The sequence below is a fragment of the Pseudoalteromonas fuliginea genome (assembly GCF_000690055.1).
GTDB lineage: Bacteria > Pseudomonadota > Gammaproteobacteria > Enterobacterales > Alteromonadaceae > Pseudoalteromonas > Pseudoalteromonas fuliginea.
The window spans coordinates 111301-132201 of record NZ_JJNZ01000020.1; the positions used below are offsets into that span (position 1 = coordinate 111301).

The 20901-nt window shown below is 38.3% G+C and carries 11 protein-coding genes; 5 read left to right on the forward strand and 6 right to left on the reverse strand.

What is annotated here, in order from left to right:
- Window positions 1-7: 7 nt before the first annotated feature.
- A complete protein-coding gene (locus DC53_RS13555) occupies window positions 8-1525 on the reverse strand; it encodes a S10 family peptidase (RefSeq protein ID WP_008134559.1) in 1518 nt (505 codons plus the stop codon).
- A gap of 279 nt (window positions 1526-1804) precedes the next feature.
- On the opposite strand from DC53_RS13555, the gene DC53_RS13550 reads away from it, so the two are divergent.
- The 4 genes from DC53_RS13550 (at window position 1805) to mrcB (ending at window position 7307) form a co-directional block, all read left to right on the forward strand.
- Window positions 1805-3028: a response regulator gene (locus tag DC53_RS13550; protein ID WP_007376108.1), complete on the forward strand. Its 1224-nt coding sequence runs from the start codon at window positions 1805-1807 to the stop codon at window positions 3026-3028.
- A gap of 208 nt (window positions 3029-3236) precedes the next feature.
- Window positions 3237-3575 (forward strand): P-II family nitrogen regulator, encoded by a 339-nt coding sequence (locus DC53_RS13545; protein ID WP_004587162.1) that lies wholly within the window; start codon window positions 3237-3239, stop codon window positions 3573-3575.
- Between the two features lie 9 nt (window positions 3576-3584).
- Window positions 3585-4814 (forward strand): ammonium transporter, encoded by a 1230-nt coding sequence (locus DC53_RS13540; RefSeq protein ID WP_033015526.1) that lies wholly within the window; start codon window positions 3585-3587, stop codon window positions 4812-4814.
- Between the two features lie 150 nt (window positions 4815-4964).
- The gene (gene mrcB, locus DC53_RS13535) at window positions 4965-7307 is read left to right on the forward strand and encodes a penicillin-binding protein 1B (RefSeq protein ID WP_033028963.1); all 2343 of its coding nucleotides are present in this window, start codon (window positions 4965-4967) and stop codon (window positions 7305-7307) included.
- 66 nt (window positions 7308-7373) lie between these two features.
- Here the strand turns inward: mrcB and DC53_RS13530 are convergent, their stop codons facing one another.
- The 5 genes from DC53_RS13530 to DC53_RS13510 form a co-directional block, all read right to left on the reverse strand.
- On the reverse strand, window positions 7374-9215 hold the full coding sequence (locus DC53_RS13530) for a methyl-accepting chemotaxis protein (RefSeq protein WP_033023282.1): 1842 nt from the start codon (window positions 9213-9215) through the stop codon (window positions 7374-7376).
- A gap of 179 nt (window positions 9216-9394) precedes the next feature.
- The gene (gene hemL / locus DC53_RS13525) at window positions 9395-10675 is read right to left on the reverse strand and encodes a glutamate-1-semialdehyde 2,1-aminomutase (protein ID WP_008133947.1); all 1281 of its coding nucleotides are present in this window, start codon (window positions 10673-10675) and stop codon (window positions 9395-9397) included.
- Window positions 10676-10708: 33 nt separating this feature from the next.
- Window positions 10709-11725, reverse strand: a complete 1017-nt coding sequence (locus tag DC53_RS13520; RefSeq protein ID WP_007376115.1) for an aspartate carbamoyltransferase — start codon at window positions 11723-11725, stop codon at window positions 10709-10711.
- A 171-nt stretch (window positions 11726-11896) separates the two neighbouring features.
- Entirely contained in the window at window positions 11897-12331 is a 435-nt protein-coding gene (locus tag DC53_RS13515; RefSeq protein ID WP_007376116.1) for a CopD family protein, read from the reverse strand.
- A 15-nt stretch (window positions 12332-12346) separates the two neighbouring features.
- A complete protein-coding gene (locus tag DC53_RS13510; RefSeq protein ID WP_007376117.1) occupies window positions 12347-14029 on the reverse strand; it encodes a chloride channel protein in 1683 nt (560 codons plus the stop codon).
- 474 nt (window positions 14030-14503) lie between these two features.
- On the opposite strand from DC53_RS13510, the gene DC53_RS13505 reads away from it, so the two are divergent.
- Entirely contained in the window at window positions 14504-20782 is a 6279-nt protein-coding gene (locus tag DC53_RS13505) for a M4 family metallopeptidase (RefSeq protein ID WP_033028964.1), read from the forward strand.
- Window positions 20783-20901 lie beyond the last annotated feature (119 nt).

Consider the following 20901-nt stretch of genomic DNA (forward strand, 5'->3'; position numbering starts at 1 on the left):
TTAGAGATTAGTATTTTGCGGCTTGGCCTTCTTTAGGCAAGGCATTTTTAATAAAGTTACGCAGGTCATTATTAGAGCTTTCTAGATCAGCATGGCGAAGGTACATCATGTGCCCGCTTCTATAGCCCTTAAAACTCAAACGTTCCCTCATTTTTCCGCTAGGATCTAACTGCCATAACGTGTATTTAGCATCAAAGTAATTGGTTGCGCCATCAAAGTACCCTGATTGGATCATGACGTTTAAATAAGGGTTTTGCGCCATTGCCAAACGAAGGTTTTCGCCAGTATTGTTACCCGTTCTATCCCAAGGGTGAACATTACCGAATAAGTTATATTTTACATCTGTTTTATAGTTTAACTCTTCACGTAAGTAGTAATTAATTGCAGGGGTAAAAGAGTGTAACCATGACGTAAGTTCAGCCCAGTAATCAGGAGACTCACCTGCGCCTCGTTTATCCATCCCCAAATAGCGAGAGTCTAGACGCCCTAAAGTTTGACCACGTTCACGTAGTAATTCTTTCCAGAAAAACTGGGTTGGAATATCTAAGTTATTTTGCTCAACAAATTTTTCTGACAAGCCAGCATAGTGCGCCATTTTTGTAATTATACGACGTTTTTCATCTGCATTAATAAAGCCACCTTTAGCAAGAGCTGGGATTAACTCATTTACAGTAAACAGCTCAACTTCTGGTAATAGCTCGTCTAAGTCTTTAGCTTGTAAATCGGCTTTAAGTGCTTTGTGATACCAAGCAGTTGCAGCGAAGTAAGGTAGGCGGTTGGCAGCTTTTATTGGGCCATCGCGCTTAATACCAATATCGGTAGGTGATACGAGTACAACACCGTTAATATACATCCACTGACTGTTTTGAAGCTCATGAGCTAAACCCGATACACGTGTTGTGCCATAGCTTTCGCCAATTAAAAATTTAGGCGAGCGCCAGCGCTCTGCTCTATTTACAAAAGTATTTAACCATTCAGCAAGGTATTTAATATCGGCATTTACACCAAAAAATAGCTCTTTTTGCTTTGCTTTAGAAAGGAGTTCGCCTTTCTCATTTTCAAGTACGCGAGAATAACCGGTATTTACCGGGTTTACATAAACAATATCGGCAATATCAAGCACTGAGTAAGGATTATCTTTTACGCCATAAGGCTGAATAGGGTAACCTTCGTCATCAATTTTTAATACTCTAGGTCCAGTATAGGCAAGGTGCATCCATACTGATGCAGAGCCGGGCCCACCATTAAAAGAAATGAGTAGTGGGCGAGTTGTTCTGTCGTCTACTTTGTCACGGGTATAGTAGGTATATTGAAGCGTTGCAATCGCATCGCCTTTATCATCCCACACAGGTTGCGTACCTGTGGCAACTGTATAGCCAAAACGTTGGCCGTTAATTTTGGCTTTGTGTTGAGTAATTACTTTACTGTCGACATCTATACGGCGTTGGTTATCTGCAAGTGAGGCAGTACTGAGGACTAAGGTGATAATAGCGATTGGTAAACTGATAATCCGACAAAGCGTCATGAGGTATCCTTATTATTGTTGATAGGCTATTAAAAGCAATTACTAGCTAAATAACAAAAATATTGAGACTAGTGACCGATATTTTTGGTTGAATAAGTAATAATGTGCTTTTAGGTTAATTTATAATTTATTTATTTAGCTACTTATAAAAATCCGGTATATTTACGTGCCAGCTTATCATTGACTCTTTTGTATGATTTTATACCGTGAGAATGAAGTGGTGATATTTTGTACTTGCGGCTATACCGCAAAATTAATCAGAAGTTAAGAGAAGGGTCTATGCAAAGAGTATTAGTGGTCGAAGACAGTAAAGTAGTACAGCAGGTTCTACGCCACTTAACTGCACATTATTTAGATGTTACTGTCGATTTCGCTTGGTCTTTAGCTGAATGTGAAGCGAATGTTGAAAAACATAAATACTCACTTGCTCTTGTAGACTTAACGTTGCCTGATGCACCGAACGGGGAAGTTGCAAAATATACCTTATCTAAAAAAATCCCAACCGTTGTACTGACTTCAAAAATTGATGAATATAAACGCCAGCAAATGCTTGAGTTAGGGGTTGTCGATTACGTAATAAAAGATAATCGCGATTCATACCACTACGCGGTGAAGTTGGTAGCACAGCTTCTGCGAAACCAAGGGTGTAAAGCATTAATCGCAGATGATTCTGTATTGAGTCGTTCCTTGATGAAGCAAATGCTCGAAAAGCAATTATTTGATGTAACAGCGGCACACGATGGCCAACAAGCGCTTGATATATTAAAGGCAGACCCTGACATTAAGTTACTGATGACTGACTATGCAATGCCTACAATGGATGGTTTTGAACTAGTTAAAGCGGTGCGAAATTTTAGAGGCCGTGATGATTTAGCGATTATAGGATTATCGGGGGCTGGAAAACATGGTTTATCAGCCCGCTTTATCAAATATGGCGCGAACGATTTTTTAACAAAACCGTTTATGAATGAAGAGTTTCATTGTCGGGTGTTACAAACAATGGAACAGCTTTCGTTAATTGCAGATATCAAAGAGAGTGCTTTTAGAGATCATTTAACGGGTCTTTATAATCGACGTTATTTTTATCAATATGCAGAAAAATTATTAAAAACTAAAAATCAAAATAACACCTTAGCTTTACTCGATATCGATCTTTTCAAAAACATAAACGATACATTAGGACACGAAGGTGGTGATCAAGCGTTAAAGCAAGTAGGAGCACTGATTCGTTCTGCATTTGCTAACTTTACTGTTGCGAGAGTTGGGGGGGAGGAATTTGCCATTATTTTACCTGATATAGGGCTAGCTAGAGGGCGCGAATATCTCGAAGCATTTAGAAAGAAAATGGCAATGTATGATTTTTCTATCAGCGATCGGTCATTCACTATTACTACTAGTATTGGTTTAGCCGAATTTCAAAACACCAGCTTAAGCGATGCAATGCGCGTTGCAGACACTGCTTTATACGAAGCTAAAAATAGAGGACGCAACTGTATTGTATAAATGCATTATTGCTTTTAATTGGTGCAGAATCATCTAATGCACCAATGTAGCTGGCTTGTTAAAAAAACGCACCTAAATGGTGCGTTTTTTTTGTCTTTTTTTTTGGTTTTTTAGTTAAGTTATTGTTTAATAATACTATAAAATAGTGGCACAAAGGTTGGATTGTATTGGCTAACAGGATAACAATAAAGAGTCCGAGGGGGCCGCTATGAAAATGATTAGTGCAATCATAAAACCATTTAAATTAGACGACGTGCGTGAAGCACTCGCTGATTTAGGAATTGAGGGGATGACAGTAGTTGATGTTAAAGGTTTTGGACGTCAACGAGGTCATACAGAATTGTATCGTGGAGCTGAATACCAAGTAGATTTTATTCCTAAGATCAAACTTGAAATTGCAACTCGTACTGAAAATTGTCAACGCGTTGTTGAAGCAATTACTAAAATTGCATCAACAGGTAAAATCGGTGATGGTAAGATTTTTGTGTACGACCTAGATCAAATTGTCCGTATCCGTACTGGCGAACTTGACGAAGAAGCGATTTAAGGGGGAATCATGGAAAATACAATAATAGAACTAAAATTTTCACTCGATACCTTCTATTTTTTAATATCAGGTATATTAGTAATGTGGATGGCAGCAGGTTTTGCCATGTTAGAAGCGGGTTTAGTTCGCTCTAAAAACACAGCTGAAATTTTAACTAAAAATGTCGCGCTATATTCAATTGCATGTACGATGTTTTTATTAGTTGGCTACAACATTATGTATGTAGACAATGCCGAAGGTGGTTTTATTCCTTCAATAGGCGCTTTAATTGGCACACAAGCTGCTGATGCTGACCATTCTTTAGAATCTGACTTTTTCTTCCAAGTAGTATTTGTTGCAACGGCTATGTCGATTGTATCGGGTGCAGTTGCTGAGCGTATGAAGCTATGGGCTTTCCTTGGCTTTGCTGTAGTACTTACTGGCTTTATCTACCCTGTTGAAGGTTACTGGACATGGGGTGGTGGTTTCTTATCTGAAATGGGCTTTGTAGATTTTGCAGGTTCTGCAATTGTACATGGCGCAGGTGCAGCTGCTGCACTAGCTGGTGTATTAATCCTAGGTGCTCGTAAAGGCAAATATGGTAAAAACGGTGAAATATACCCAATTCCAGGTTCAAACTTACCACTTGCTACACTCGGTACATTTATTTTATGGATGGGCTGGTTTGGCTTTAACGGTGGTTCTCAATTACTACTTTCGGATAAAGAAAACGCAACTGCGGTAGGTCAAATATTACTTAATACTAATGCAGCTGCTGCAATGGGTGCTATTGCTGCACTGTTTGTATGTAAGATACTTTGGGGCAAATCAGATTTAACCATGGTATTAAACGGTGCATTAGCAGGTTTAGTTGTAATTACTGCTGACCCACTTTCACCTTCTCCATTAATGGCATGTTTACTAGGTTTACTTGGTGGCTCATTAGTTGTGTTTAGCATTATAGCACTTGATAAAGTTAAGATTGACGATCCAGTTGGTGCTATCTCTGTACACGGTGTGTGTGGTGCATTAGGTATTATGTTAGTACCGCTAACTAATGGTGATGCAAGCTTTGTTAATCAGTTAATTGGTCTAGTGTGTATTCTTGCCTTTGTATTTGTAGCATCATTTATTGTTTGGACTGTGCTTAACAAAACGATGGGTATACGTGTAACAGAAGAAGAAGAGTTAAATGGTATGGATCAACACGATTGTGGTATTGAAGCCTACCCAGAATTTGTTTCTGTTCGAAATAGCTAATAGTTTATTTAAATAATAGTGTGTTTACACAAAGCCCTACTTCGGTAGGGCTTTTTTTGTTTCAGGGGGGGTTAACTTTTCGGATGTTAGGGTATGCCCAATATGCTAAGCTCACACTCGTGAATAACCCTTGGAATAAATTATACTTAAATGGCCGACAATAACAAAACACCTACCAGCAAACCTGCAGCTAAACGTGCAAGAAAATCATCAAGCACAACAAAAAAAAGCACCTCAAAGGGGCGTAAAAAAACAGTTAAATCCACTGTTAAACGCTCTTTTATGCGAAAAACATGGTCAGTGTTTTGGAAATTAAGCTTGGCTGTTTTCATTGCTATGGCAATGTATTTAATTTATTTAGATTCAAAAACAACACGTATATTTGAAGGTAATAAATGGCAGTTACCAGCGCAGGTTTATGCTCGTTCAATGGAGTTTTATCCGGGGCAGTTTTTATCAAGTCAGGAAGTAGTGTTTGAGCTAGAGCGTTTAAATTACTCATCAGTTAATAGGCTGAGTCGAACAGGGCAGTTTGTTAAGACTGCAAATAGCATCAAAATTTATCGTCGTGATTTTGAATTTTATGATGGCCTTGAAGAGTCCCATATTATTGAACTTCGTTTTTCAGGGCAAAAAGTGGCTACTATTAAAGATAAGTTTGGTAGGCGTTTAAATAGTGCTCGCTTAGAACCGGTGCAAATAGCCCGCATTGGTAACGATTCTAAACAAGATAGAGAATTTGTGCCATTGGATAAGTTTCCGGCAATGTTAAAAGATACTTTACTCGTTGTTGAAGATCGTAATTTTTATGAACACCATGGTGTATCTGTTTTTTCTATTTTACGTGCACTTTATACTAATATTAGAGCTGGGCGTACAGTGCAAGGAGGTAGCACACTTACCCAGCAGTTAGCTAAAAATATTTACCTAACGCGTGAGCGTTCTTTAATGCGAAAAATAAATGAGGCATTCATTGCACTTATTTTAGATTATCGTTATTCAAAAGATCAGATTCTTGAAGCTTATTTAAATGAAGTCTATTTAGGGCAGTCATACAACCAAGGTGTTCATGGGATGGGGCTTGCCTCTGACTTTTACTTTTCAAAGCCTGTAGACGAGCTTGAGTACGATCAAATTGCTCTGCTGGTGGCAATGGTTAAAGGCCCTTCTTATTACAATCCTCGTCGTTACAAAGAGCGCACAATGGAGCGCCGTGATTTAGTACTTCGCCTTATGGTTGAAAGTAAACTGCTTAGTACAAAAGAATATCGCGCATCACTTAAACGTCCAATTGATATTGCACCAATGAAAGCTAGTTTGCAAAAATCCTATCCGGGCTATTTAGAGTTAGTAAACAGGGAGCTAAATAAATTGTTGCCAGATCAACAAACACTAGATGCAGGTGTTAGGGTGTTTACCTATTTTGATCTACAAAAACAAACAGCAATGGAAGAATCTATTGAAAAGAGCTTACCGTATTTAGAAAAACGCCCAAAAACTGAAAAATTAGAAGCCGCCATGATTTCAGTTAATGTCGAAAAAGGCGGTGTATCGGCACTTGTTGCTGGGCGCGATGTACGTTACTCAGGGTTTAATCGTGTTTTAGATACAAAACGTAATATAGGCTCGTTAGTTAAACCAGCCGTGTATTTAACGGCGCTTCAGTTACCACGTTATAATTTATCAACACTGCTTGATGATTCACCGTTGCAAGTAACAAATGAGCAAGGGAAAGTGTGGCAGCCTGAGAACTTTGATCATCAATACCGTGGTGCAATGCCTCTTTACAAAGCATTTAGTAACAGTATTAATATTCCTGCAGTAAATTTAGGGCTTGATGTAGGTGTTGATCAAGTGGCAAAAACATTAAAAGGGTTAGGTGCTACCGGGTCTATAGACGAATACCCGTCTCTGCTTTTAGGAGCTGTTGAAATGTCGAGTCTTGAAGTCGCTCAGCTTTATACAACAATTGCTGCTGATGGCGAATATAAAAAGCTCACTGCAATTTCGGCATTAACTGACTCGGTTGGTAAAGTACTTTATAAGCATCAAGTAAATGCAGAGCCTCGTTTTGATAAATCAGCAATGTACATGACTAAGTACGCAATGAAGCGCGTAACGAAAGACGGCACAGCTAAACGCTTAAATTTACACTTCCCGTCAATTCAACTAGCAGGTAAAACTGGAACCAGTAATGATTTACGTGATAGCTGGTTTGCAGGCTTTGATCAAAATACAGTGACTGTTGCGTGGCTTGGTCGAGACGACAACAAAAGTACGGGGTTAACAGGCAGTGTGGGAGCGCTTGAAGCCTATATACGTTACCTAAAGCCACTTAACCCACAAGCAATAGCTGATACTCGTCCGCCATCAATACGCTGGGCATTTGTAAATGAGCAAACGGGTAAGCAAGCGCCACCAGGATGTGGCAAGGTGATTCAGCTACCGCTTAGAGCGAGTGAGTTTGAGCCAAGACCACAATGCATTCGTTAATCTAAGACTACCTTAAACAACAAAGCCGCTTATTTAGCGGCTTTGTTGTGAATTAAAGTCAATTAATTATGATTTAAAAAAGCTCATAGACTTAGTTAGGTCATTAGATAAACGGCTTAACTGCTGGGCATCCTGAAGTGTTGATTGTGCCGAGATCAAGGTTTGATCCGCTAAGTTACTGACCGCTTGCGAGTCATTTAATGCTTGTGTTGTAGCATTTGATTGCTGTTTAACTCGTTCTGCAATAACTTCGCCCTGATGTTTAATATCACCCATGCTTTGTTCTGCACTTTGCAATACTTCGTTGGTTTGGTTGGCTGCTTTTACTGATTGTTCCATCTTCTCAACACTTGAACGCATTTTCTGTTGTGTGTCGTCAGAAGCTTGTTGCAATGAGCTAATAATTTGATGAATTTCTTGGGTTTGTGTTTGTGTGCGCTGCGCTAAGGTTCTTACTTCATCAGCTACAACAGCAAATCCTCGACCATGTTCACCAGCTCTAGCTGCTTCAATAGCGGCATTAAGGGCTAATAAATTAGTTTGATCGGCGATTTCACTAATCCCTTTACTTACTTTACTTATTTCTTGGCTATCTTGCGCTAATCTGTCGAGTGCTTGCTGGCTTTCTGCAAATTCAATTTGCAAGTCTTGCATATATTTAGCCAGCTCCATTGTATTGTCTGAGCCTTGTTTTACATGTGAAGCGGCATCTTGAGCTGTCAGTGTCGCTTGGTGAGCTGACTCTTCAACAGTATGTGCAGTTTGTGCCATATCACTTAAAGCATTATGGATAGCATTTACACGTGTTTGTTGTTTAGTAACATCGTCACTTGTTTGGCTACTTGCATGCGATAGTGATTTTGTGGCATCACACAGTTCTACCGTACTTGCCTTTACATCTGACAATAAATGCGAGAATGCATTTAACAAAGCATTATATCTCGAAGCAATAATACTCATTTCATCACTACCAGTTGAGTGAAGAATTGCTTTTAAATCCCCATTAGCAGCTTTATTTGCGGCTTCAGCGAAGCGGTTTATAGTATCAACCACAGCAAAGTAGAAGCCGACCATTAAATAAAAGGCAAAAATTAAGCTACAAACTGAAGCAGCTAATACAATGTTACGTGTCCATTGTTGCGTTTTCAGTTTATTTTCAACTAAAGATTCTAGAGTTGGAATACTCTTATTTATCAATGTACTGATACTGTTATTAACATCATTTGTTAGCTGTTCAAATTTACTTTTACTTAGTTCTATATCATCTGGCTCAAGTAACTTTTTGTCTATCGCATTTTTGAATGCATACACAGTTTCTTGTAGTTGCTGTAGAGCAGGGGTAAGTATTTTACTAACTGATTTGTCTGCTGCAGTTGCTACGGTTAAAGTTTTTTCTAATTGCTTTTCATACAGAGGCAATGACTTACTAAGATTGGAGAGAGCAATAAATGTATCGGGTGTAAATCGGTTACTGGTTAGTACTGTATTTGCGCTTTCGGTCGTTAAATTTATTTGCATTATAAGTGCAGGGATCGGGGTGACTAATGCGCGATTTACATAAGCACTGGCAAGTTGGCTATCAAGTGCTAAATTAGACTCAATTGAAACAAGTTCTAGCACATCATCAGCTTGACCATCTTTTATTGTGAAGCCTAGTTCGCGAGCAACTTTTATATTTTTACTGCTTGTTCCAAGCATTTGATTATTAAGTATGGCTTGATAACCTTTTAAGCCTTGCTGCTGCATTTTAGATACGTTAATGCTATCACTTAATAGCGACACTAGAAAAAACAAACTAATAGCAAGAGGAACTAACAATATACCAAATGTAAGGCTAATTTTTGTTTTGTACTTTAAATTAGCCATTAGCCTGGTGGCAGGTGCTGTGAATTGTCGTAATCCTGACATAAGACTCTCTTGTATTATTGAATAGGGAATTAATGCTAACTAGACCTTGTTAAGGTTAATTATCATTCATTTAAATTACTTTACAAATAAAAAAAGCCCTTTTGGGCTTTTTTTAATCATTTATATTAATTATACGTATTAAAAACAGGCGTTTAATTAATACAAAAGTAATTTTTAAGTTACAGTTTGGCAAATGAGCGTTCGGCAGCTGCGATGGTCTCTTTTACTTCCTGAACAGAGTGTGCAGCACATACAAAACCGGCCTCAAACGCAGATGGTGCTAAGTAAACACCTTCTTCAAGCATAAGGTGGAAAAAACGTTTAAAACGCTCTAAGTCACATTCAGTTGCTTGTTTGTAGGTTGTTACTTTTTCCGCATCGGTAAAAAAGAATCCATACATCCCGCCTGCGTAATTAGTCGTTAACGCAATACCTGCTTTTTTAGCGCCTGCTTCAAATCCTTCACAAATTGCTTTTGAAATTGCTTCTAGCTTATCGTGCAGGCCTGGCTCACTTAATAGCTCCAGTGATTTTAAACCAGCAGCCATTGCGATAGGGTTACCAGAAAGAGTGCCCGCTTGATATACAGGGCCAACAGGTGCAATGTAATCCATTATTTCGGTTTTACCACCAAACGCGCCAACGGGCATGCCGCCGCCAATAACTTTACCTAAACACGTAAGATCTGGTTTAATGTTGTAATAAGCTTGTGCGCCGCCAAGTGCCACTCGAAAACCCGTCATTACTTCATCAAAAATAAGTACTGATTTATATTCGTCACACACATCGCGTAAACCTTCTAAAAAGCCTGGCACAGGTGGTATGCAGTTCATGTTACCGGCTACTGGCTCTACAATAATACAAGCAATTTCGTCTGCGTATTTTGCAAAAATAGCCTTTACTTCATCTAAGTTATTAAACGATACCGTAAGCGTATGCTTTGCAAAGTCTTCTGGAATACCTGGAGAGTTCGGTACGCCCATTGTTAGTGCACCAGAGCCTGCTTTAACTAATAACGAATCTGCATGGCCGTGGTAACACCCTTCAAACTTTAATATTTTATCGCGACCCGTAAAACCACGTGCCAAACGAATTGCACTCATAGTTGCTTCAGTACCTGAGCTGACCATACGCACTTTTTCGATTGATGGGACTAGCTCTTTTACTTTTTCAGCCATTAAAATTTCGGCTTCAGTTGGCGCGCCATAACTGAGGCCGTTTTCTACTGCTTCGTGAACGGCTTGTTTAATCGCAGGGTGGTTATGCCCCATAATCATTGGCCCCCAAGAGCCAACGTAATCAATGTAACGATTACCATCAGCGTCAAATGTAAACGCACCTTCTGCTTTTGTAATAAATAGCGGCGTACCGCCTACACCATTAAAAGCACGAACTGGCGAATTTACGCCACCTGGAATAGAGGCTTGAGCGCGTTCAAATAAGTCTTGGCTAATTGTCATGAAAAATCCTATAAATTGTTACTTAAAAGTGGCTTAGCTATCGCGTTTGCGGCTAAACCAAGGTACGTCTACTTCATACTTCTCAACTTTGTTTTCTACGCCGAGTGTTAAAGCAAACAGTGCCATACGAATTAATACACCATTTTGTACTTGGCGAAATATAGCTAAATTGTCGTTAGCGTTTAAGTCATTATCGAGCTCGTTGGCCTCAATACGACTGTCACGCGGAAGTGGATGCATAAGAACAGAGTTAGGTTTACAGTGTGCACTGTAAATTGATTGGCTAATTCTAAATCCACCTCGGTATTTATTTGCTTCTTCTTGTGAAGGAAAGCGTTCTTCTTGAATACGTGTTTGATAAACGATGTCGGCCGCTAAATTGCCTTCCATCTTGTCTACCAATTCAATTTTATGACCCGCGTTATCTACTGCGTCTAAGATGTAGTCAGGCATTTGTAAGCCATCGGGAGCAACCATCGAAAATTTTACATTTTTATAATGGCACAATAGTTTTGAAAGCGAGTGTACGGTGCGACCATATTTTAAATCGCCCACTAAGGCTATATGCATACCATCAATGTTTTGATCAAAACGGCTGAGTTCACGTTCAATAGTGAGTAAGTCAAGTAAGGCTTGAGTGGGGTGCTCATTTGGGCCATCGCCACCATTAATTACTGGTACGCTACAACCCGTAGCAAACTCACTGACCGAGCCAGAATCTGGGTGACGCATAGCGACAGCATCAGCATAAGCTGAAATAACACGTGCGGTATCGTAAAGTGATTCCCCTTTTGCAAGGGCTGAGCTTTGCATACCGGTTGTTTCACGAACTAAACCACCGAGTAAGTTAAAGGCTGTACCAAAGCTTACACGTGTTCGTGTGCTTGGCTCAAAAAACAAGTTAGCTAAAATAGCACCTTCAAGTACGTTGGTACGTTTTTGTTTTTTAGCATAAGGCTCCATTTTTTTAGCAACTGCAAAAATGCGTTCAATACAGTCCCTGTCTAGTTGACTAACAGACAGTATATTTTCACCTTGGAAACTTAACATGGGGTTATTCCTAGTTTTTCAAAAGGGCGCGATAATCCAAAAAATGGGGCACGCAATCGCGCGTATTAAAACAAAATTAAAATGTGACTTAACCTGAACTCTGGTTGGGCTGCTCACTAATACATTGAGAAATAATGATATTTAAATTTATTCATCTCTAGCCAGAGGTTTTCACAAGCTAGGCTTTATTACTGCTAATGCCACAATTATGAGTAGCGCAATAACAGGTAGCTCGTTAAAAATTCGGTAAAAACGATCCGTTTTAGTGTTTCGGTCATGCTTAAAGTCGCTCAATAATTTAAAACAGTAGCCGTGGTATATATACAAAATAATAACGAGTACAAGTTTGTAATGTAGCCACATGCTGTATCTAAACCAATCACGACCATACTCAACAATGGTTAGTACTCCAAATACAGCCGTTAAAACAGCAAATGGGGTGACAAAATAAAGTAGTCTGCGCTCCATAACTTTAAGCATAGAGTTACACGACTTTTCTTCGCTCATGGCGTGATATACAAATAATCGAGGTAAGTAAAAAATACCGGCAAACCACGCAATCATAAAAAATATGTGGAGTGTTTTATAAATCAATAATGCGCTCATAATAATCCTTATTGTTTAAAGTAAGCTGTTACGAATGGTCAAAATATGATGAATTTGGTCCCAACGTAAAAGCCCCATAATTTGTTGGTTATCTAAAAGGTTGTAAACGTACAGTGCGCCACTTCTTTTGTCTTTTAACATATCGAATGCATCGGCTAGTGTTGCTTGGCTACTAATGCCCTGCAGGCTAATGTAGTTTAAATTGATGGCCTGATCAGACATTAGACTTAAATCGTATTCAGCAAGCCTGTAGCCATTCTCCTCATCAAATACAATAAGTGGTGTTTGGCTATCCATAGCATCAAGGGTATTTTTTATTTGTTCTTTATCATCTGAATATAGCAATTTGAAATTTTCGTCCATGTCATCCATTATCCCTACTTTTTGTAGCGCTTCTGTGGCTGGAGATACATGATAGGGAAGTCCCTGAAAATCTAATTGCTGTAAAAATATGGATCGATTTCCAAAAAATTGTAATGCAGTTACATAGGCTGTCGTTATAACAAGCATGGCAGGCACAATAATCTCAGGCGATGATGTTAGCTCCATAACGGTTGTTAAAGCAGCTAATGGGGCATGCAACGTTGCAGCCATTAATCCCGCCATTCCTAAAACCCCATAAGTACCTGCTATATCAGTTCCAGGACTAATAAATTGTGCGCAAAAGGCCATAAGAGTACCAATTAATACGCCAAGTCCGATCACTGGGCCAATTAACCCACCAGGAATACCCAAACCAATCGCAAATAAAGTGGCAAGTAATTTGGCAATTAAAATGGTGGTAAGTAATTTTACGTTCTCAGGGGATTCTACCGCAATGGTAATTGCACTCATACCTGACCCCATTGCTTGTGGTACTGCGTATGCAATTAAACTGGCAATACAGCCTGCAATCAATAGGCGAGGGAACATACTCAAAGGCTTAAATGTTTTAATAATTAACATTAAATTTTGATTAAAGCTAAATGCAATTGCACCGAGTGCCATGCCGCACAATATTAAATATGGGTAGTGCCAACCGCTAAGTGGCGCTATTGTAATAAGAGCAAGTTCAGAGCCTTCACCAAAAACAAATTGAGTAGCGAGTGCACCTGTAACCGCAGCAAGCATAATGGGCACAAATATATGTACTTTATATTCCCTAAGTACTACTTCCATTACGAAGATAACAGCTGCCAGTGGGGTATTAAATGAAGCAGCAATCCCAGCTGCAACACCACAACCCGTTAATGTACGCATCGCGTTATGAGGTAAGTGGAGCTTGTCGGCTAAAATGCTTGCACCAGTGGCGCCCATATGAACAGAAGGGCCTTCGCGGCCGACCGAAAAACCACTTATAAGTGCTAATGCACCACCAACAAACTGATTTACCGTATTATAAAGAGGCATTTGTCCGTAATGGCGCTTAATACGGTGAATAACAAAAGGAATGCCTAAACGGTAATGTTTAAAGCCAGTAAACGCAGCAAAACACGCAATTAATAGTGCGGCTATTAGCGGCATTAAAACACGTTCAAGAGTGGGTAGGGTAGTAAAGTCGTCAGGGGTTTCTAAAAATAAGCTTTGGAAAAATAAAATAGTTAAACGAAATAAAATAATAAAAAATGCAGCAATCAATCCGGCAACTACGCCTAATAAGCATAATTGTACAGATGTTTTAGGTTTTGCCAGCCGACGCCTGAGTTGCTCAAGCCACATGCATTATTTCCTCGTCATATTTTTCAGCGAGCAGTTTAGCAAATGCTAACCACTAAGTCCTTGTGATTTTGTAAAATTAATAACATAAATAGATTCACATAACTGATAAGGAAGTTGCTACTAAATTAACTTTATTTCCTTCAAAAATTTGCCTGAAAAAATATTTTGACATGTAAATTAACCTGAACTTTGGATAATAAATCTATCTCAAGCGGTTACTTTTAGCGCTGACTGCGTAGAATCTACTCGTAATAAAAGTCTCTGGCTAGGGAAAAAAATTAAAATATCATATAATTCAATTTTTTAGTGTGTCACTTGAACAGTGCTCAGGTTAAATTAGTTTTAATATTTATGGTGGTGTTCGTTGATACTATTCGTAAACTTAAAATGAGTCGTTTTTATTTTTTAAATGGTTTACTTTTGTTAATATAAGGTATTAAAAACTAATTATAATGCGTTAAGCATAGGAAATTTATGTATAAAGGATTAACTGCAGGGATTACTGCGTTATGTGTTTTTAACTCGATGGTAGCCCATAGCGCTGTTGTTGAAAGAATTACACCTGTAAATAAAGTGGAATTGACGGCACTTCTTAATAATTCATCTACAAGCAATTCAAAAAATATAAATCCAGTTTATTTCTCTGAAATATCAAAAAATAACAGTATGTTATCTAAAGGGATTAATGGATCTAAAAAATCTAAAAAGATGCAACAGTATTACGCTGGGGTTCCTATTTGGGGGCAGCAGATTAGTGTACAAAATAAAACAAACCATATCAGTGGTTTTTTTGCCAAGAACATCAGCGATGAACAGCTTAAAAAAACAAAAAATAATCAGTTCAAGCCTGAAGATGCTGCTAAAGCAATATTAGCAAAGTCAAAACTAAATATAGCTTCGCGTTTTGATATCACGAGTAATGATCGTTACATCTACATAAATAATGGTAAAGCGCGCTATGTTCGACTTATAGAATTGTTTGTTAATGATCAGTCATTGGAGAGCCTACCAGCAGCGTTAATTGATGAGTCAGATTATTCTCTAATTAAAGTATGGAATAATATTCAACAAGCGCAAGCTTCAGGACCTGGTGGTAATACGAAGACTGGCCAGTATGAATATGGGACAGATTTCCCTGCGCTAGAAGTTACTCAAAATGGCACAACATGCTTTTTAGAAAACGACAAAGTAAAGACGGTGACAATGGAGTCAGGCCAAGAACCTGTCGATGCATTTTCGTTCCTTTGTGATAGAAATACTCATAAAGAAATAAATGGTGCATATTCTCCTTTGAATGATGCGCACGCGTTTGGTACCGCTGTTTTTGATATGTATGAGCAATGGTATAATACGGCCCCATTAACATTTAAATTGTTAATGCGTGTTCATCAAGATAATGGCTGGGAAAATGCCACTTGGAATGGCTATGCGATGACATTTGGCGATGGGGCAGATCGATTTCACCCTTTAGTGTCATTAGATATTGTTTCTCATGAAGTAAGCCATGGTTTCACAAATCAAAATTCAGACTTGATGTATTTTGATCAGTCGGGTGGTATTAATGAGTCATTTTCTGATATGGCAGGAGAAACAGCTGAGTTTTTTGTTCGAGGCGAGACTGATTGGTTATCTGGCGCAGATATAACGAAACAAGCGACTGCTTTACGTTACTTTGAAACACCTTCTAATGATGGTGTCTCTATTGATCATGCTAATGATTTTTACTACGGAATGGATGTGCACTTTAGTAGTGGCGTATTTAATCGTGCTTTTTTCTTACTAGCGACAAGTGAAGGTTGGGATCCAAAAAAAGCATTTGAAATTATGCTTAAAGCCAATCAAAACTATTGGATTTCTTCATCGGATTATATTGATGCCGCATGTGGTGCAATAAATACAGCAATAGACCTTCGCTACAATGCAGGTGATGTTGTTAATGCATTTAATGCTGTTGGTGTTATCTGTAATAACATTCAGTTCATCGATAGTGATTTAGATGGAATGGATGATAACTGGGAGCGTGTTTACAATTTAGACCCCAGCTCAGCAGGTGATGCAGATCTTGATTTAGATAATGATGGTCTAACTAATTTGGAAGAATACAATGCAAATACTCTTCCTAACAACGAAGATTCCGATGGGGATACGTTAACTGATTTTGCTGAATTAAATGAACACAATACTAATCCTATAAGTTCAGATTCAGATTTAGATACGATGCCTGACAACTGGGAGCTTACATATCAGCTTAATCCGTTAGATGGGAGTGATAGCCAACTAGATTTAGATGGGGATGGAATAAGCAACCTGATTGAATATTTAGCCGGTTCTGACCCATCTGATGCTAGCTCAACACCAGATGTTCCATCCACTACCACGATAAATTTTGATGACGGACTTGTACCAGAAAACTTTATTTCATCTGTACCTAGTACTCCTTGGTTAGTAGTGCAGGATGTTGAGACCAATAGTTTTGTATTAACTAATAATGATATAGGCGACTCCCAGCAAACGAGTGTTGAATATTCAGTACTTATTGATAGTGACAAATTTTTAAACTTTAACTACAACATTAATTCAGAAGAAAACTTTGATTTTTTCACTGTTTATATTAACGATGAATTGGTTTTAAATAAATCAGGTGTTTCACTGCAATGGGAAACATTTACTCATGCAATTTCTGCTGGTTTGAATAAGTTAACTTTTGTTTACAGTAAAGATATGTCCGTATCAACTGATTCAGATGCCGTATTTATAGATAATATTTATATTGGCGACGAGTTTTCTGACATTGACGCAGACGGTATCGCTGATTATTGGGAATTGCAACACGGCTTAAATATTAATGACTCAAGTGATGCATTACTCGATAATGATGAAGACGGGCTGTCAAATTTACAGGAATTTGAAAACCAAGGCTTACCTAATAACGCAGATACTGATGGCGATAAAATGCCGGACGGTTGGGAGTTTTACAACGGTTTATCTCTAACAGATCCTAGTGATGCGACGAGTGATCACGATGGCGATGGTTTTAGTAATTTAATCGAATTTATAAGTGGTACAAACCCACAAGATATAAGCTCTTTCCCTTTGCATTTAGATATTACGGATTCATTTGAAGGCAGCGAACTACCATCATGGCTAGTGGATAATGAACAGAGTAATTCACCATGGTATATTGATACAACTTTTGCGACTGATGGTGCTCAAAGTATTCGGTCAGGAGTATTATCTGATAATGAAATTAGCCAATTTGATGTGACGGGGTTATTTAAGTCGGGTTACTTACTGTTTGATTTTAAAATAGAATCTGAAAGTTGCTGTGATAATTTACATGTGTATGTAAATGAACAACGAATATTTGCATCAGATTCCTCTTTAAAAGAAGGCCCACTGCTGTTAGAGATTGAAGAGGGGGTTCAAAATATTAGCTTTAAATATAGTAAAGACGGCTCTGCTAGTTATGGTCAGGATACTGTATGGATTGATAATTTTGTATATTTACCATTAGATGATATGCGTGATTCAGACGGTGATCTGTTACCCGATGTTTGGGAGGTCAAATATGCTTTAGATCGCCTTGACAGTACTGATGCGCAATTAGATTTAGATAACGATGGTTTAAGTGCTTTGCAAGAGTATGAATTAGGCACAAACCCTAATCTTGGTGATACAGATAACGATGAGCTAAGTGATGGTTACGAAGTAGATAATGGATTATTACCTCTAGATTCAACGGATGCATTACTCGACACCGATAATGATGGTTACTCAAATTACCAAGAGTTTTATGCACAAAGTCGAGCAGATAGTTCACAATCAATTCCTTCGACATTCTCTAATTTAAGTGAAAGTTTTGAAGGTAATTCATTACCAAGTTATTTAACACCCCTTGCGAATAGTCAAAAGGAGTGGAGTGCTTATCAAAATTGGTTTACTGACGGCGCTCAAAGCATTTCAATCATAGACGTAAAACAAGGTGAGCAAGTTGGGTTTGCACTCGCTGGTGTGTTTGAACAAGGCTATTTGAATTTAGATTATTCTTACTCTTACTCTGGCGTCTTTGTAGTTATTGTCAATGGTAATAAGCTCGATTTATTCACTAATGAATCAAGACTTCTAATTCCGATTAATGCCGGTTTCAATATAATTAAAGTCTCATTTATTCCAAACCACGATATACAATTCGCTTTAGCTGTAGACCAATTGCAATGGATTTCTGAAGTTGATCCGACGCTAGACACCGATAATGATGGCATTCCCGATTACTGGGAGTTTGAGCATGGTTTAAATGTACTTGATAGCTATGATGCATCCAATGATAACGATTACGACGGCTTAACTAATTTAATCGAGTTTGAGTTAAATACAAACCCTCAATCAAATGACACAGACAGCGATGGTGTTATTGATAATGAAGATAGTGCCCCAACAGACCCTACTCAGGGTGAGAACCAAGCTCCTACTTTTACAGATTTATCCGCTGTTACGATTGAGGCTGAACGTGAATACACATATTTGCTTGATCTCTATAGACCCGATGTAGTGGACAATGGCTATTTTACACCAGAGGTTTACATTTCGAATGGAAGCAGGTTTGATGTAGGTGAACACCAAGTTACATGGATTGCGCGTGATAGGGCTGGGAATGAAACTCAAGCTGTGCAAACCGTCTTCATTGTTGACACCGTTGCACCGATTTTTGAAGCAAATAGTACACTTCATTTTTATGGTAATACAATTGATGGAATTAAAAATGAGCTACTAAACGGTTATGTCATTCGTGAGAATGTATCTGGTCTGAGTTCAGTAACAATAGATAATGATTTTGTTTTTCGTACTGGTTTAGTTAACGTTGCTGTTACGGCTGAAGATGGAGCTGGAAATAAAGCATCCGGGGTTGTGAATGTGCAAATATACCCAGAGATCGCGATTCAACCATTTACGCTTTCTGATTCGATTCATAAAATAGTTGTTAAACTTTACATATCAGGCGAAAGCCCCACAGGCTATGCTCGCTTTCAGTTACGAGCAGGTAATAATTATAAATCATTTAGTATAGATGAATCTGGCTCTATTGAAGTTGAACTAGATCCTAGCTTCATTGGTAATTCAACCCTGCTAGAGCTTGAGCCTAATTATAGCGTTTTTGTTACCGACAAAGCTCAAAGCAAAATTTTATTTCATGACGAGTTGATTGAGCCTTATATTTCTTTACTTTATAAACAAAATAATAAAGTAGTAACATCGATAGAGCGAAGTAACTCGCCTACTTCAGTGGTTGTAAAGTTAATGGGGACTACACCTGAATATGCGCAGCTGAACGAAAACACTGGCAGTGACTTAGATTTTTATAGGCTGAGTGATACGAGTTGGGAAATGACTTTTGATTCAAAAAGTATTAGCTCGGATGTATTTGAGTTGTCATTTTCAGCGACGATAAACGATGATGTTGTTGCGACAACTACACAGACAATCCCTGTTATTGATGAAGTAGTATTTAATGATCCACTAATAGATACTGATGGTGATGGTATTCCCGATATAGAAGAGGGTATGAGTGACGCTGACAGAGATGGGATCCCTGATTATTTAGATAATTCATCAATAATGAATATCGGTATTTTAGAATCGGGTAAAGTACTCCATAGCGTCAATGAGTTCAATTCAATTCGTGTTGGCACTATTGCTCGTTTGAGCAACAGTGATGTTATCCATAGTTTGACAATTGATGAGCAACAACTTGAAAATCACTTATCTGATTTAGATATTTTTGAGCCACATTTTCAAGCTAAAAGTGACTTAGTTAATCTAAACGTAGAATTAGCAAATGAAGCCGATTATGTTGAAATTGCTCTACCACAGTTAGATAACGCGTTATTGAGCTCGGATTTACAAGTTAGGTTACTTTCAATCTCAGGTTGGAAAACGGTGCCTAAGTTAACAGGGAATGTTTATCAAGAAATATGCTCGCAATGCACAGCTTTTGAAGTACTTGATGGTGGCGAATTTGATTTAGATGGTCAAAAGAATGGATTTGTGGAATTAGTTGCAAAACTTGCACAAGAAAGTTTGAATCAGGCACCTGTTTTAGCGCTTGAATTACCGGATCAAATGAATGAACTCGAAACGTTTAATTTAGATGCATCAAACACAATTGACCCTGACGGAGATATAATTAGCTACAGTTGGTCTGTTGCAAACGAAGCCGTGACAATTAATACACCGGAACTCGATATAGCGACACTTACGGTAGGTGAATTAACGCAAAGTGTTGATAGTGTAATTACTCTTATTATTGATGATGGCTATGAAGAGTTTACGTATACGCACAATGTTAAGTTTTTACATATCAACCAATTGCCAGAGATTACACTCGCGAGTACATATTCTGTAAATGAAGGTGATAACGTTGTTATTATCGCTGAAGCCACAGACAAAGAGTCTAGCGACTTAAGCTACTCATGGGTGCAAGTTCAGGGAGCTCTTACTCAACTAGACTCGGTAACTACAAATACGCTTAACTTTACAGCACCAGACGTAGCTCAAGATACTACTTTGGTGTTTAAACTTATTGTTTCTGATGGTGAAGATCAAGCTGAACAGCTGGTGGAAGTTAATGTAAAAGCTATCATTACTCCAGCAAAAGCTAATTCAGATAGCGGTAGTGGTGGCGGTTCATTAGCGATGCTACTTATCTTGCTAGGTATGTTTATAGCTTATAAAAAATCATACTATTTCAATAAGTAGCACACAGGCATTAGCATTGAAAATACGGAGTCGATCATAGCAGCTGTTATGATCGACTTTTTAGCAGTATGTTTAATTTTTAGGCTGAGTAGAATACATGTAGTGTGGTTATTTCCATA